Origin of the sequence: Mycobacterium ulcerans subsp. shinshuense (assembly GCF_002355775.1) — a bacterium.
Classification (GTDB): domain Bacteria; phylum Actinomycetota; class Actinomycetes; order Mycobacteriales; family Mycobacteriaceae; genus Mycobacterium; species Mycobacterium marinum.
The window spans coordinates 4,344,141-4,359,365 of sequence record NZ_AP017624.1 but is presented as its reverse complement, the minus strand read 5'-3'; the positions used below and the strand labels follow the sequence as shown (position 1 = coordinate 4,359,365).

Genomic DNA, 15,225 nt, shown 5'->3' with positions numbered 1-15,225 from the left:
TACGATTTCGGTGACGGATCGGCGGCCCATGGCTGGGCTGTCTGGTTTGCCGGGAGGTCGGAATGTCGTTTGTGATAGCAGAGCCGGAGTTGATGGCCGCGGCGGCAACGGATTTGGCGACTATCGGTTCGACACTGAGTGCGGCGCACCTGGCGGCGGCCCCAACCGCTGCGGTGCTGCCCGCCGCCGGCGACGAGGTGTCGGTGGGGATCGCGCAACTGTTCTCCGCCCACGCCCAGGACTATCAGACGCTGGCCGGGCAGGCGGCCGCATTTCATGAGCAGTTCGTTCAGAACCTCACGGCGAGCGCGACCTCGTATTTCGGCATTGATGCGGCGCTGGTCTCACTGTTGGACGGGTTGAAGACGATGGTGCGTTCGTTCGGGACCGCCGTGGAGGCTCAGATAGTCCGAGTCACCGGCACGGTGCTGATGGGACTGCTCACCTCGGCTCCCGAGAGTCTGTATCCCGCCCTGCTGGGCTTCATTTTGCTCAGCGCTGTCGCCGCCACGCTTCTTGTGGCCATGATCGAGGCGGTGACCCAGGTGCTTACCGGGCAAGTGGCTTTGATCTAGTCGCGCGACTCACGGTCTGCGTGTGCGTCGAGGACGTTGGGCGGGCGACTTCTTCGTGGGATGCAGGTCGCCGTCGATATAGCGCTGCAGGTTCGGCGTTATCGCCGCGAGGACTTCGGAATCGCTCATTGACGCGATTGGCTCGATCTGCCAGACGTACCGGGTCATGGCCAGGCCGATCAATTGACTGGCGATCAGGCCGCTTCGCGTGAGGCGGTCATCTTCGTCGGTGTCGAGCTGCGACACTCCGATCAAAGAACTCTCGACAATGCGTCGCAACTTCAGGCGGGTGGCGTCCTCATGCGCAGCCGTCAACAAAATGGCCCGCAGTGACGGGCCGATCTCGTCGTCTGCCCAGCTATCCAGGAGGGTCTGCAAGAGCCGGCGGCCCAGGTCGGCCTTCGGGGTGGTCCATGTCTCGGCGACCGTGTCGAGCCACCGTTGCGGTGGCGTGGTCGCTGCGTCGAGCAGCCCTTCCTTTGAACCGAAATAGTGATAGATCAGCGAAGGGTCGACGTCGGCGGCCCGCGCAACCGAGCGGACAGTGGTTCCAGCCGAACCGTTTTCAGCGAAGGAATCCCGAGCTACGAAAAGGATCTGGGCGGCGAGTACGCCCTTCTCGTCGCGCGGACCCGGCTTCACCCGTCTGCCACCCATCGTGAATCTGCCCCCTGCCCACGGCGCGGCAGTGCCGGCCGACGACAAACAAAGTTACCACTTGCGTTGAAATTATCCCGGAAGTACTGTGGTCATAGTCTCAACGAGTGATGAAACTAAAGCCGCAGGGCGGGAGGCCTCATGGCCGTGCAGAGCAGTGCTCGTCGGTTAGAAAAAGCATCCGGCTTGGGCAAGGGTGAGCGGCAACTCAACGGGCCGCAGGCAACCGGCCGTGAATACGCCAATATTAGTGAGCCGCAATACAACACGATGCGGGAGAACAATGTTGCGATCCCGGTGCGGGATGGCACCGTGTTGCTGGCCGATGTGCACCGGCCCGATGCGCAGGGCCGTTTTCCCGCCTTGATCGCCGCCTCACCGTATCCGCGGCAAATCCAAGATCTCGGTGCCCCGATGGGGTTCATCGAGGCCGGCGTCACCGATTTCTGGGTGCCTCGGGGCTATGTCCACGTGATCGCGAACGTGCGTGGTACCGGGGGTTCGGGGGGTACCTTCGGGTTCTTCGACGCCACCGAACGCCGTGACATGCACGATCTGGTGGAGTGGGCGGCCGCGCAGCCCTGGTGTGACGGCAACGTGGGGATGATCGGCATCAGCTACTTCGCCATGACGCAGCTGGAGGCGGCCGTGGAGCGGCCACCGCATCTGAAGGCCATCTTCCCAGTGGCGGCGACCACTGACCTCTACGAGGCTGCCGTGCACCACGGCCTGTTCAGCTCGTCGTTCGTCAGTCCGTTTCTGACGATGGTGGGTATTACGTCGGAACGAAGCGACGCGCTGTGGCGGGGCAAGCTGGTCGGGCTGGTCCGGCGGGTCCTCAACACCCCACGGCTGCATCAGAAGTTTGCGGCCATGAACGGCGAAGCCGCCCTGACCATGCTGCGTCAATTGACCAAGATTCATCACAATCCGCGCCCGTGGGACCTGTTGTGGCTCTCGGCGGCGGTCGAGCATCCCACCCGCGATGAGTGGTGGGACGAACGCGATCTCAATCCTCTGCTGGACCGGATCGATGTGCCGGTATATCTGGGTTTCGATTGGCAGAACGTCCCGTTGCACCTTCCGTCTACCTTCGCGGCGTGGGAAGCGTTGGCGGACGGGCCCTCTACCCGGATGGGGATGCTCGGGGAGTTCGGCTTGACCTGGCCGTGGGAGAGTCTTCATCTCGAGGCGTTGGCGTGGTTTGACCATTGGCTCAAGAGCCGCGACACCGGGATCCTGGCCGGGCCGGCCATCCGCTACGTGTTGCCCGGCGCCGAGGGATGGCGGACCACCGAGACGTGGCCGCCGCCCGGCGTTGTCTACCGGGAATTTGCGCTGCGCGCTGACGGGCAACTCGGCGATGACGAGGGTGAGCCGGGCGCTCGTGAGTACCTGGTCCTCGGCGGTGGTTTGAATCGGGCCGCCGCCAGCGCGATCGATCCGCCCTCGATGCTCACCTGGACCAGTGCGCCGCTTACCCGGGACCTTGATGTAGTCGGCGATATCGAACTGCGTCTCGTTGCCGCGGCTACCGCAATGGACACCGCGTGGATCGCGACGCTGCACGAAGTTGCCCGAGACGGCACCGTATCCGACGTCACAGCCGGGTGGCTTCGGGCCAGCATGCGCCGCGTCGATGAGAAGGCCAGCCGGCGCGGCGCGCCTATCCTGCCGTGCCGCGAAATGGAGGCCGTACCCATCGGTGAGGATGTCGTCTACCGGATACCGTTGGTGGCCAACGCTCGACGGTTCAAGGCCGGCTGCCGCATTCGGCTGATCTTCACCAGCGACGACCAGGACCCGGCAACTCCGGCCATCATGAGCTTCCGGCACGCCAGTGTCGGCACCAGCAGCCGCAACACCATCCGTTCCTCTTCGCGGTTGCACCTTCCAGTGTTGCCCGCCCAGTCGTCGGAGCTGCAGTCGTGACTGCCGGCCAGGGCAGCGGGGGAGCCCCTCGGGAAGCGGTCACCGGGCCGATGAAACGGGTCGACGTGCTCGACAGCGCGATGAGCTATATCGACGTGGGGCAGGGCGATCCCATTGTCTTCTTACGCGGCAACCCGACTTCGTCCTACCTGTGGCGCAACGTGATCCCGCATCTCAGCGACGTGGGTCGATGCCTGGCGCCGGACCTGATCGGCATGGGGGCCTCCGGCACCTCTCCGACCTTCTCCTACCGGTTCGCCGACCATGTCCGGTACCTCGACGCGTGGTTCGAGGCCGTCGGGATTACCGAGAACGTGGTGTTGGTGGTGCACGACTGGGGTTCGGCGCTGGGTTTCTACCGCGCGCTGCGCTATCCGGAGCAGATTGCCGGTATCGCTTACATGGATGCGCTCGTGCAGCCCAGGACCTGGGCGGGCTTCACCGACTATGAGCCCCTGATGCGGGCGCTGCGCACCGAACAGGGCGAGCGGATGGCTCTGGCGGAGAACGTCTTTGTGGAGAAGGTGGTGCCTGGAGGTGTGCAACGCCAGCTGACCGAGGAGGAGATGGCCGTCTATCGCAAGCCCTACCCCACGCCCCAGAGCCGCATCCCCACGCTGCTCTGGGCCCGTGAGATCCCGGTCGAGGGTGAGCCGGCTGACGTGCAGGCGTTGGTACAGGAGTATGCAGACTTCTTATCGCGCAGCGACATTCCGAAACTTCTCATAGTCGCGGAACCGGGCGCAATCCTGCATGAAGGGGGCAGCGAGCTCGACTTCGCGCGCTCGTGGCCCAACCAGCGCGAAGTAAAGGTCGCCGGCCGTCACTTCCTGCAAGAGGACTCCCCGGACGCGATTGGCGCGGCCGTGCGCGCCTTCGTCCTCGACGTGCGCGAACGCCAAGATGGAGCCGACCGTGCCTGACCGACTCGAATCGCGCAAAGTCATCCAGGATTTCGGCCGCCCGGTTGGGTTGACGCTTTACGTGGTCACCTCGGTGGCGCAGGGATTGGACGCCGTGCAAGCGTATATCGAGGATCACCTCGGCTACCTGCGGGAGTTGGAAGACCGTGGCGTGCTCTTTGCCGCCGGCCCGTTGTGGACCGACGACGGCGATTACTTCGAAGGCGACGGATTGCTGATCTACCGCGCCGGCTCGGTGGTCGAGGCCCAGGCGATCGCTGACGCCGATCCCATGCACACCAGCGGAGCCAGGACCTATCGGATCAGGCCGTGGTTCGTCCATGACGGTACCATCGCGAACCGCCTCTCTTAGTGGCGCCATGACCGGTGATCTTTTCCGGGCTAAGTAATTTCTGCACTGTCCAGAAAGGCATTTCGATGAGTTTCAGTGATGATGAGGTCGCATTCATGAAGAGCCAGCCGCTGGCCAGGATCGCGACGGTCGACGATGACGGTCAACCCGATGTCGTCCCGGTCGGTTTCGAGTTCGATGGGACCTACATCAACATCGGCGGCTTTGAGCCATCGAAGACACGGCGCCACCACAACGTCTTGGACGGCAACAACAAGATCGCATTGGTCATCGACGATTTGGTGTCCACGCAGCCCTGGAGTCCCCGGTTTCTGCGTGTGTACGGCACCGCCGAGGTGGTAGCCGGTGATCAGCCGTATCTGCGGGTGACTCCGAAGATCTCGTGGAGTTTGAACCTGCGCGGCGAACCGGTGGCCAATGACGAATCATTGGCGCCGCCTAAACGGACCGTCCATCAACATCCCCGGGCTTGATCGGCGCCAGGGCCGGCTCCCCAACGCCGGTGTCACCGTAGTAGCCCAGCCGAAGCAAATCGGTGATCTCGCTGACCAGCGGCATCCGCGGGTTGGTGCGGTTGCTGAGGTCCTCGAACGCGGTCATCGCCAGCGTCGGCAGCGCGACCAGGAATCCCTGCTCGTCAACCCCGAATTCCCGCAGCGATCTCGGCATGTCCAGTCGGTCCAGCAGATCGTCGACCCCTGCGAACAATCGGTGGCGGCTGTCGTCGGGAAGATGGCCACCAAACACCAGCTGGCCGAGTTGCGCGTATTTATCCGGTGCGATGTACGCCGAATATCCAGGCGCGGGCATGAACTTGGTAGGCAGACTTGCGTTGTAGCGCAGCACGTGCGGCAGGAAGATGCCGTTCGCCCGGCCATGGGGGACCGAGAATTTCGCACCAACGGCGTGGGCGAGGGCATGATTGGTCCCGACGAAGGCATTCGAGAAGGCCAGGCCGGCATGCGTCGCCGCATTGGACATGCTCGTTCGGGCGGACAGATCGTCGGGATCGTCGTACGCCCTGGGCAGGGCATCGAAGATCAGCAGTACCGCCTGGGCGCACAACGCATCCGTGTAGGGCGAGGCGAAGATCGACACGATCGCCTCCAGCGCGTGGGTCAGCGCGTCGATGCCGGTGTCCGTGGTCAGCTTCTGCGGCATTGACGAGGTCAGCACCGGGTCCACGATCGCCAGGTCGGGGACCAAGCTGTAGTCGACGAGCGTCTCCTTCTTCCCGCCAACGGTCAACACCGCCGCCGGCGAAACTTCCGACCCAGTGCCCGATGTCGTTGGGACAGCGACTAGTTGGATGCGATGACGGTCGGTCGGATAGTCAGCCACCCGCTTGCGCGGGTCGAGGAAGGGCATCGTCAAAGCGTCGAGGCTTTTCTCCGGGTGCTCGTAGAACAGCCGCATCGCCTTGCCGGCGTCGAGCACCGAACCGCCGCCGATGGCGATCAGCAGATCGGGCTGCACCCGCTGCATGAGCGCGACACCGCGGCGGATGGTCGTCTCGTCGGGCTCGGGTGTCACTTCGCTGAACACCTGCACGTGCTGGGCGCGCAACTTGCCACGCAGCGCCTCCACCACGCCGCGCTCCTCGGTCAGTGCGTCGGTTACCACCACGACGGTCTCGCAGTCGAGCTCGCGCAGATTGTCCAGTGCCCCTTCGTTGAAGTAGGTGTTGGACGGCACGCGGAACCATTGCGGCGGCGTGCGCCGCCGCGACACCGTCTTGATGTTGAGCAACTGGCGATAGTTGACGTTCTCGGTGGTGCTCGATCCGCCCCAGGTGCCACAGCCCAGCGAGAACGTGGGTGTCAGATTGTTGTAGACCCCGCCGAGCGCTCCGACCGCGGTTGGCGCGTTGACCAGGATGCGGCCGGTGCGAACCGCCAACCCGTATGCTTCGATGACGTCGTCGTCGTTGGCGTAGATCGCCGAGGTATGGCCCAACCCGCCGTGCTCGGTGACCAAGACGGCGGCGTCGATGCCGTGCTGCACACTGCGCGCGCGCACCACCCCGAGCACCGGCATCAGCTTCTCCTGCACCAGTGGGTGGGCGGCGAGTTCGTCCAAGTCCGACGGCAACTGCGCCAGCAGCATTTTCACCGTGGGAGGCACGCTGAATCCGGCCCGGGCGGCCAGTTCTGGCGCCTTCTGCCCGACCGCATCGAGGGAGACCTTGTCGCCACAACCAAACGCGAACTCGGCCACCGCCTTCGCCTGGTCGGCGGTGAGCAACTGGGCCCCCATCCGCTCGAACTCGGCGATCATCTCGTCGTAGATCTCGTCGTCGATGATGCAGGTCTGCTCGGCCGGGCAGATGACCGATGAGTCAAACGTTTTCGAGATGAGTATGTCGACCACCGCGCCCTTGAGGTCTGCGGTCTTGTGAATGTAGATCGGCGCATTCCCAGGACCGACACTGAGCCCCGGCTTTCCTGCCGAGTTCGCCAACGCGACGATCTTGGGCCCGCCGGTCACCCAGATGAAGTCGACCTTCGGGTGTTTGAACAAGCAGTGCGTCACCTCGTGAGCGGCATCGGGGATGACCTGCAGCGCCCCGGGAGGCATCCCGGCCGCTTCGGCCGCGGTGCGCAGGATCTCGATGCTTTGTTCGCAGCAGCGCACCGCATACGGTGACGGTCGGAAAAGAATGGCGTTGCGGGTCTTTGCGGCCACGATCGCCTTGAACAACACCGTCGAGGTCGGGTTGGTCACCGGGGTAATGCCGAGCACCACCCCGATCGGTTCGGCCACATAGACGATGTTGTGCTCGACGTCCTCGTCGATGACGCCCACCGATTTCTTGCCGCGCAGATAGTCGTGCAGGAATTCGGTGGCCACATAGTTCTTGACGACCTTGTCCTCGAAGACGCCGAAGCCCGTCTCCTCGATCGCCACACCGGCCAGTTCGCCGGCCGCGCGCACCCCGGCCCGCACCATCGCCTCGACGATCGCGTCGACCTGCTGCTGGTCAAGCTTGCGGAAGGCGCGGGCCGCCTCAGCGGCGGTATCAACAATGGCGTCGATTTCGGCGGTGCGTAGGTTGTCGATCGCGGGTGCTTCGACGGGGGAGGCGGACTCGGTTGGTGTCGTTGTCATGATCGGGTCCTCAAACCGGGAAGAGGCGCGGTGTGCCTCGCGGATGAGCCGATGCTACGCATCCGTGGTCAGGCCTAACGAGGGTCCGAAGGCCCTACGTTGGGGGTACTAATGGGCTGATCGGACGGGGCGGGTGGGGACCGCACTGTCGGAGCCGAATGCCTGCGCGCCGCTGGCACAGCGCCCTGATCGAATCACGCACGTCGCCCGCTCGCTGCATCAGGCCCTACGGATTTCACTACCAGGGGTGATGGCGGTCATGCCACGCATGGTGCGAATGGCGTGCCTTAAGACATCCGAATCGGGTCATTGCGTGACTGCCGGTGGGTGTCGAATGCTCTCCTGGTTGTCGCTGCCGTCATCGTCGAGGGCCACACCCGGTCCGAGGTGCTGGCCTGTCATCGGGCAGAAAAGTTTGCTGCAAGGGCCTGCTGGGCTGCCGGCTTGGTGTGATATTGGCCCCTGGCCGATGGATCAAACCACGATTGGGTGGGAGGGCCGATATGTCAGATGTAATGGTGGCCCCGGAACTGGTGGCGGCCGCGGCCAACGATTACGCGAAGATTGGCGTGTTGCTGGGCGAGGCGCATGCGGCTGCGGCCGCCTCGACGGTCGAGTTGCTGCCCGCGGCCGCCGACGAAGTGTCGGCCGGCATCGCGCACCTGTTCTCCGAGCATGCCGAGGACTATCAGAAGGTGGCCAGCCAAGCGGTGGCTTTTCACGATCGGTTTGCCGCGCAGGTGAACGCCAGCGCCGGTGGGTATGCCAGCGCGGAGGCCGCCAACGCCGTCTCGTTGCAGGCTTTGTTCGATAACCCGCATCTTGTCGTGGTCGCCGCGGGAACCGCCGTCTCCAACGCTTTGTCCGGCCTGTCGGCGGGCGTGAAATCGGCTTGGGATCTGTTGTGGCGGTACGGCGGCCAGTATGTGGCAACCTCGTTGGCTCAGGTGGCGTCCAGTGCCCTATTTTTCTTGCTGATTGCGTTTGTCGGACTCTATTCGCTGGTGAATGGGCGTCCGTACGTGTTTATCTAGCCCGGCGCGTGCTGATGTCTCGAGACGGCTTCTGTGTCGTCGAATGTCAGGGTGGCGCCCGGTGCGCACCGGCTGCGGCAACAAAGTGCTCTCGGGTGCGGTCGCCGGTCGGGATGGCCTTCTGGCGCTGGTGACCTGCTCTAGCTTGGGGAATTGTTACGTAGCTTCGAGTACACCGCTGTGGGGATTAGGACCAGTAGCACAAGGCTGCCAACGGTCCCCCACAGCGATCCCCGTATTGCGTTGGCGATTGCACTGACAGCCAGTAGAAGCCAGGCAAAACCCATGATTGCGACGTAGCGACGCGCGTGCAGCACGCCTGGCCGAAGTCGGGCGAACGCGAACCCTGCGATGGCGCCGGCTAGGCATGCGGCGACGACCGCGACTGCGATGACGAGGTATGTGGTGCTATTTGGTGGCACAGTTGATCAATCCTGCTCCTGATCCGGCAACGCCGAGTAGCGCCCAGTCTGCGGGGCCAGCCGACGACGGCCGGGTTGAACGCGACCGGGTCAGCGTGCAGCAGCACCCACGCCGCGCCCGCGATTGCGGCTCCGGTGAACGCTGCCCATCCGCGGCGGGCCACAGCACTCTTCCCGCAGGTTGGCGGTCTTTCGCGTGTCGCAGCGGCCGCGAGGACGGCTCCGTACTCGTCCGGTAGGCCAAGTCGTAGCCGCCGGACACCGAGCACACCAGGGCGGCGCAACGGCTCGCGTGCCGTCGGTGCTGCAGAGCGTTGTTGAGCGCGGTGTGCGCCTCGGTCGGGGTGGTGGTGTTGTGCGTCATTGGAGCCTTCCGCCAGTGCTGCACTTGCTGAAACCAGACGGATTGGATTCCGAAGTGCACGCCGGGGCGCTCGATGTTTAGGCGGGCGGCCGAAAACGGCTTCTAGTTGCCTAAGCCCGTGGTGCCCCCGGCAGGATTCGAACCCGCGGCCTTCTGCTCCGGAGGCAGACGCTCTATCCCCTGAGCTACGGGGGCGCATCGACTGCATATTGCTTCGCGCTGCGCCATAGGGCATGAACAAGCTCCGCCAGACTAGCGCATCGCGGTGACTGCGTTGCCACCGCTATGGATTCGGGGTGCGAGCACCTCAGACCATAGGATGGACGATCGTGACCCCCGCCGACCTGGCTGAGCTGCTCAAAACCACCGCTACCGTGGTGTTGAGCGAACATGCCCTCGACACGTCTGCTCTGCCTCAGACCGTCGTGGTGGAGCGGCCGCGCAATCCCGAGCACGGCGACTACGCCAGCAATGTGGCCCTGCAACTCGCCAAGAAGGTCGGTGCTAACCCTCGTGAGCTGGCCGGATGGATCGCCGAGGCGCTGACGAAGGCCGACGGCATCGCCTCTGCCGAGGTGGCCGGACCGGGCTTCATCAACCTGCGCCTCGAGACCTCGGCGCAGGCCAAGATCGTCAACACGATCATCGACGCCGGTTCGGGCTTCGGGCACTCCGAGCTGATGGCTGCGCACAAGGTCAACCTGGAATTTGTTTCGGCCAACCCGACCGGACCCATCCACATCGGGGGGACCCGCTGGGCCGCGGTTGGCGACGCCCTGGGCCGGCTGCTGTCCACGCAGGGCGCCGACGTGGTGCGCGAATACTATTTCAACGACCACGGCGCCCAGATCGACCGATTCGCCAACTCCCTGATTGCCGCCGCCAAGGGTGAGCCGACTCCCGACGATGGCTACGCGGGTACCTACATCAACGACATCGCCGCGCGGGTGCTGCAAAAGGCGCCCGACGCGCTGAGCCTGCCCGACGCCCAGATGCGCGAGACGTTCCGTGAGATCGGCGTCGACCTGATGTTCAGCCACATCAAAGAGTCCCTGCACGAGTTCGGCACGGATTTCGACGTCTATACCCACGAAGACTCGATGCACAGCACGGGGCGGGTTGATCAGGCCGTCGCGCGGCTGCGTGAGACCGGCAACATCTACGAAAAAGATGGCGCAACGTGGTTGCGCAGCAGTTCTTTTGGTGACGACAAGGACCGTGTCGTGATCAAGAGTGACGGCAAGCCGGCCTATATCGCCGGTGACCTCGCGTATTACCTGGACAAGCGGGAACGTGGCTTCGATCTGTGCATCTACATGCTCGGCGCCGATCACCACGGCTACATCGCCCGGCTCAAGGCCGCCGCAGCTGCCTTCGGCGAGGATCCGGCCACCGTCGAAGTGCTGATCGGACAGATGGTCAACCTGGTCCGTGACGGTCAACCGGTCCGGATGAGCAAGCGCGCCGGCACCGTGATCACCCTCGACGATCTGGTCGAGGCGATCGGCGTGGACGCGGCGCGCTACAGCCTGATCCGCTCCTCGGTGGACACTCCCATCGACATCGACCTGGCGCTGTGGTCCTCGGCGTCGAATGAGAACCCGGTCTACTACGTGCAGTACGCGCATGCCCGGCTCTCGGCGCTGGCCCGCAACGCGGCCGAACTCGGGTTGATCCCGGACACCGACCATCTCGAGCTGCTCAGCCACGAGAAGGAGGGCGTGCTGCTGCGCACCCTCGGCGATTTCCCGCGGATGCTCAAGGCCGCTGCCTCACTGCGGGAGCCGCACCGGGTGTGCCGCTACCTGGAGGACCTGGCCGGTGACTACCACCGGTTCTACGATTCCTGCCGGGTCTTGCCGCAGGGAGACGAGGAGCCCACGCAGCTGCATACCGCGCGCTTGGCCCTGTGTCAGGCCACGCGGCAAGCCATCGCCAACGGTCTGGGAATTCTCGGAGTGACTGCCCCGGAGAGAATGTGAACGTCCACCCAGCCGGCCCTCGGCACGCCGAAGAGAGCCGCCACCCGGAAAGCCCGCAGCGGCCGCAGTCTGCCGAAGAGCTGTTGTACCTGGCGCCGAATGTCTGGCCGCGTAACACAGCCCGTGATGAACAGGGTTGTGCCCGGATTGCCGGGGTACCGCTTACCGAGCTGGCCCGGGAATACGGGACGCCGCTGTTTGTCATCGATGAAGACGACTTTCGCTCGCGGTGCCAAGAGATCGCGGCGGCATTCGGCGGTGGCCACAACGTCAACTACGCGGCCAAGGCCTTCCTGTGCAGCGAGATCGCGCGCTGGGTGAACGAAGAGGGACTCTCGATCGACGTATCCACCGGTGGAGAGTTGGCAGTCGCACTGCACGCCAATTTTCCGCCGGAGCGGATTACCCTGCACGGCAACAACAAGTCGGTCGCAGAGTTGACGACCGCGGTCAAAGCCGGCGTCGGTCACATCGTGCTGGACTCGATGATCGAGATCGAGCGTCTCGACGCCATCGCGGGTGAGGCGGGCATCGTCCAGGACGTCTTTGTGCGTCTCACCGTCGGGGTCGAGGCGCACACCCACGAGTTCATCTCCACCGCGCACGAAGACCAGAAATTCGGGCTCTCGATCTCCAGCGGCGCGGCGATGGCAGCGGTGCGCCGGGTCTTTGCGACCGACCACTTGCGGCTGGTCGGACTGCACAGCCACATCGGTTCCCAGATCTTCGATGTGGATGGTTTTGAACTGGCCGCCCACCGTGTCATCGGCCTGCTGCGCGAGGTGGTCGCTGAATTCGGTTCGGAAAAGACCGCGCAGCTTGCGACGGTCGATCTTGGCGGCGGCCTGGGTATCTCGTATCTGTCATCCGACGACCCGCCGCCGGTAGGGGAGTTGGCCGACAAGCTGGGCGCGATCGTGAGCAATGAGTCGGCGGCCGTGGGCCTGCCCGCGCCCAGGTTGGTGGTCGAGCCCGGACGTGCCATCGCCGGACCGGGCACCATCACGCTGTACGAAGTCGGCACGGTCAAGGACGTTGACGTGAGCGCCACGGCGAACCGGCGCTACGTCAGCGTGGATGGCGGCATGAGTGACAACATCCGCACCGCGCTCTATGACGCTCAGTACGACGTCCGGTTGGTCTCGCGCGTCAGTGATGCGCCGGCGATGCTGGCTCGCGTGGTCGGAAAACACTGCGAAAGTGGCGATATCATCGTGCGTGACACGTGGGTGCCCGACGACCTGCAGCCGGGCGACTTGGTGGCCGTGGCTGCGACCGGTGCGTACTGCTATTCGCTGTCGAGTCGTTACAACATGATTGGCCGTCCCGCGGTGGTGGCGGTGCGCGCGGGTAAGGCGCGTCTGGTCCTGCGCCGCGAGACGGTTGATGATCTTTTGAGTCTGGAGGTGAGGTAACCCGTGTCCGGTGACGTAAAGCCGGTCGGTGTAGCGGTGCTCGGATTGGGCAACGTTGGTAGTGAAGTTGTCCGCATCATCGAGGAAAGCGCTGATGATCTCGCGGCCCGTGTCGGCGCCCCACTGGTGCTGCGCGGCGTCGGAGTGCGTCGAGTTGCGGACGACCGCGGTGTACCCATCGACCTACTGACCGACGACATTGAGAAGCTCGTTTCGCGTGAGGACGTCGACATCGTCGTCGAAGTGATGGGTCCGATGGAGCCGTCACGCAAGGCGATCCTGACCGCGCTCGAGCACGGCAAATCCGTCGTGACCGCCAACAAGGCGTTGCTGTCCACCTCTACTGGTGAACTGGCGCAGGCGGCCGAAAGCGCACATGTCGATCTCTATTTCGAAGCCGCGGTGGCCGGCGCCATTCCCGTCATCCGGCCGTTGACCCAGTCGCTGGCCGGCGACACGGTGTTGCGGGTGGCCGGCATCGTCAACGGCACCACCAACTACATCCTGTCCGAAATGGACAGCACCGGGGCCGACTACGCGAAAGCGCTGGCCGATGCGGGCGCGCTCGGCTATGCCGAAGCCGATCCCACCGCAGATGTCGAGGGTTTTGATGCCGCGGCCAAAGCTGCGATCCTGGCCTCGATCGCGTTCCATACCCGGGTGACCGCGGATGACGTCTACCGCGAGGGCATCACCAAGATCACGCCCGCGGACTTCGCCTCGGCCCGCGCTCTGGGCTGCACCATCAAGCTGCTGTCGATTTGTGAGCGCCTCACCACTGACGAAGGTCAGCAACGGGTCTCGGCCCGGGTGTATCCGGCGTTGGTGCCGCTGTCGCACCCGTTGGCCACGGTCAATGGTGCGTTCAATGCCGTGGTGGTCGAGGCCGAGGCCGCTGGGCGATTGATGTTCTACGGTCAGGGCGCCGGTGGGGCGCCAACCGCCTCGGCGGTGACCGGCGACCTGGTGATGGCCGCGCGCAACCGGGTCCTCGGCAGCCGTGGCCCACGCGAATCCAAATATGCTCAACTACCGGTGGCACCAATGGGTTTCATCTCTACGCGCTATTACGTCAGCATAAATGTCGCCGATAAGGCGGGTGTGTTGTCGGCGGTAGCGGCCGAGTTCGCCAAGCGCGACGTAAGCATCGCCGAGGTGCGTCAAGAAGGGGTCGTGGACCAAGACGGCCAACGCATCGGGGCCCGGATCGTGGTGGTCACCCACCTGGCTACCGATGCCGCACTTTCGGAAACCGTTGAAGCGCTTGCGGACTTGGACGTCGTCGAAAATGTGGCCAGCGTGCTGCGACTGGAAGGCAACGACCTGTGAGCGCCTCGCCGACCGCGGTCCACAAGCCCTGGCCCGGTTTGATCGCGGCGTACCGGGACCGCCTCCCGGTGGCCGATGACTGGGCTCCTGTCACCCTGGTCGAGGGCGGTACTCCGCTGATCGCGGCTCCCCGGCTCTCCAAGCAGACCGGGTGCACGATCCACCTCAAGGTCGAGGGCCTCAACCCCACCGGATCCTTCAAGGACCGGGGCATGACCATGGCGGTGACCGACGCGCTGGCGCGTGGGCAACAGGCCGTGTTGTGCGCATCGACCGGGAACACGTCGGCGTCGGCGGCGGCTTACGCCGCCCGTGCTGGAATCACCTGTGCGGTGCTGATCCCGCAGGGCAAGATTGCGATGGGCAAGCTGGCTCAGGCGGTCATGCACGGGGCCAAGATCATCCAGATTGACGGCAACTTCGACGACTGTCTGGAACTGGCGCGCAAGATGGCTGCCGACTTCCCGACCATCTCATTGGTCAACTCCGTGAACCCGGTGCGTATCGAGGGCCAGAAGACCGCGGCGTTCGAGATCGTCGACGCGCTTGGCGTCGCACCGGATGTGCACGCACTTCCAGTCGGTAACGCGGGCAACATCACCGCGTACTGGAAGGGATACACCGAGTATCACCGAGACGGCATTATCGAGAAGTTGCCTCGCATGTTGGGCACCCAAGCCGCGGGTGCGGCGCCGTTGGTTCTCGGCGAACCGGTGAACCACCCGGAGACCATCGCCACCGCGATTCGCATTGGCTCGCCGGCGTCGTGGACGTCGGCCGTGGAGGCGCAGCAGCAGTCCAAGGGGCGCTTCCTGGCGGCGACTGATGAGGAAATCCTTGCCGCCTATCACCTGGTCGCGCGCGCCGAGGGGGTGTTCGTCGAGCCCGCCTCGGCGGCCAGCATCGCCGGTCTGCTCAAGGCCATCGACGACGGGTGGGTGGCCCGCGGGTCAACCGTGGTGTGCACGGTCACCGGCAACGGCCTGAAGGACCCCGACACTGCGCTCAAAGACATGCCGAAGGTGTCTCCGGTACCCGTTGACCCAGTCGCGGTGGTTGAGAAGCTGGGGTTGGCGTAGTGGTGATCGCCAGCGCGGCGCAGCCGGGCGCAGCGCAGTTTGCTGAGGCCTGT

General features: G+C 64.6%; 12 protein-coding genes and 1 tRNA gene. 10 read left to right on the top strand and 3 right to left on the bottom strand.

Annotated features, from left to right (window positions below; genetic code table 11):
• The first annotated feature begins 62 nt into the window (after positions 1 to 62).
• The gene (locus SHTP_RS30045; RefSeq protein ID WP_096371497.1) at positions 63 to 575 is read left to right on the top strand and encodes a PE family protein; all 513 of its coding nucleotides are present in this window, start codon (positions 63 to 65) and stop codon (positions 573 to 575) included.
• A 9-nt stretch (positions 576 to 584) separates the two neighbouring features.
• Here SHTP_RS30045 and SHTP_RS19470 read toward each other — a convergent pair whose 3' ends face one another.
• A complete protein-coding gene (locus tag SHTP_RS19470) occupies positions 585 to 1,232 on the bottom strand; it encodes a TetR/AcrR family transcriptional regulator (protein ID WP_096371496.1) in 648 nt (215 codons plus the stop codon).
• Between the two features lie 141 nt (positions 1,233 to 1,373).
• Between SHTP_RS19470 and SHTP_RS19465 the strand changes: the two genes are divergently transcribed.
• From SHTP_RS19465 to SHTP_RS19450, 4 genes are all read left to right on the top strand, one after another.
• Entirely contained in the window at positions 1,374 to 3,164 is a 1,791-nt protein-coding gene (locus SHTP_RS19465) for a CocE/NonD family hydrolase (protein ID WP_096371495.1), read from the top strand.
• A 50-nt stretch (positions 3,165 to 3,214) separates the two neighbouring features.
• Positions 3,215 to 4,087, top strand: a complete 873-nt coding sequence (locus SHTP_RS19460) for a haloalkane dehalogenase (protein ID WP_172900573.1) — start codon at positions 3,215 to 3,217, stop codon at positions 4,085 to 4,087.
• Positions 4,080 to 4,439, top strand: a complete 360-nt coding sequence (locus SHTP_RS19455) for a YciI family protein (RefSeq protein WP_015356711.1) — start codon at positions 4,080 to 4,082, stop codon at positions 4,437 to 4,439. Before SHTP_RS19460 ends, SHTP_RS19455 begins: the two co-directional genes overlap by 8 nt.
• Before the next feature lie 65 nt (positions 4,440 to 4,504).
• A complete protein-coding gene (locus SHTP_RS19450) occupies positions 4,505 to 4,912 on the top strand; it encodes a PPOX class F420-dependent oxidoreductase (RefSeq protein ID WP_015356710.1) in 408 nt (135 codons plus the stop codon).
• Here the strand turns inward: SHTP_RS19450 and adhE are convergent.
• Positions 4,878 to 7,547, bottom strand: a complete 2,670-nt coding sequence (adhE, locus tag SHTP_RS19445) for a bifunctional acetaldehyde-CoA/alcohol dehydrogenase (protein WP_096371493.1) — start codon at positions 7,545 to 7,547, stop codon at positions 4,878 to 4,880. The two genes, SHTP_RS19450 and adhE, sit on opposite strands and share 35 nt — an antisense overlap.
• A gap of 503 nt (positions 7,548 to 8,050) precedes the next feature.
• On the opposite strand from adhE, the gene SHTP_RS19440 reads away from it, so the two are divergent.
• Positions 8,051 to 8,581, top strand: a complete 531-nt coding sequence (locus SHTP_RS19440; RefSeq protein WP_096371492.1) for a PE family protein — start codon at positions 8,051 to 8,053, stop codon at positions 8,579 to 8,581.
• Between the two features lie 905 nt (positions 8,582 to 9,486).
• On the opposite strand, the gene SHTP_RS19425 is transcribed toward SHTP_RS19440, so the two are convergent.
• Positions 9,487 to 9,562, bottom strand: a tRNA-Arg gene (locus tag SHTP_RS19425).
• 134 nt (positions 9,563 to 9,696) lie between these two features.
• Here SHTP_RS19425 and argS point away from each other — a divergent pair.
• The 4 genes from argS (at position 9,697) to thrC (ending at position 15,172) form a co-directional block, all read left to right on the top strand.
• Entirely contained in the window at positions 9,697 to 11,349 is a 1,653-nt protein-coding gene (gene argS, locus SHTP_RS19420) for an arginine--tRNA ligase (protein ID WP_096372560.1), read from the top strand.
• Positions 11,350 to 11,429: 80 nt separating this feature from the next.
• The gene (gene lysA / locus SHTP_RS19415; RefSeq protein ID WP_231991516.1) at positions 11,430 to 12,764 is read left to right on the top strand and encodes a diaminopimelate decarboxylase; all 1,335 of its coding nucleotides are present in this window, start codon (positions 11,430 to 11,432) and stop codon (positions 12,762 to 12,764) included.
• 3 nt (positions 12,765 to 12,767) lie between these two features.
• Entirely contained in the window at positions 12,768 to 14,093 is a 1,326-nt protein-coding gene (locus tag SHTP_RS19410) for a homoserine dehydrogenase (protein ID WP_096371490.1), read from the top strand.
• Complete coding sequence (gene thrC / locus SHTP_RS19405) at positions 14,090 to 15,172, top strand: threonine synthase (protein ID WP_096371489.1); 1,083 nt, start codon at positions 14,090 to 14,092, stop codon at positions 15,170 to 15,172. Before SHTP_RS19410 ends, thrC begins: the two co-directional genes overlap by 4 nt.
• Positions 15,173 to 15,225: the final 53 nt, after the last annotated feature.

What these genes read in the sequence shown, in the direction of transcription:
- SHTP_RS19460 (WP_172900573.1), top strand. Translation starts at nt 3,215, where the DNA reads ATGAAACGGGTCGACGTGCTCGACAGCGCGATGAGCTATATCGACGTG.
- SHTP_RS19450 (WP_015356710.1), top strand. Translation starts at nt 4,505, where the DNA reads ATGAGTTTCAGTGATGATGAGGTCGCATTCATGAAGAGCCAGCCGCTG.
- SHTP_RS30045 (WP_096371497.1), top strand. Translation starts at nt 63, where the DNA reads ATGTCGTTTGTGATAGCAGAGCCGGAGTTGATGGCCGCGGCGGCAACG.
- SHTP_RS19470 (WP_096371496.1), bottom strand. Translation starts at nt 1,232, where the DNA reads ATGGGTGGCAGACGGGTGAAGCCGGGTCCGCGCGACGAGAAGGGCGTA.
- SHTP_RS19465 (WP_096371495.1), top strand. Translation starts at nt 1,374, where the DNA reads ATGGCCGTGCAGAGCAGTGCTCGTCGGTTAGAAAAAGCATCCGGCTTG.
- SHTP_RS19440 (WP_096371492.1), top strand. Translation starts at nt 8,051, where the DNA reads ATGTCAGATGTAATGGTGGCCCCGGAACTGGTGGCGGCCGCGGCCAAC.
- adhE (WP_096371493.1), bottom strand. Translation starts at nt 7,547, where the DNA reads ATGACAACGACACCAACCGAGTCCGCCTCCCCCGTCGAAGCACCCGCG.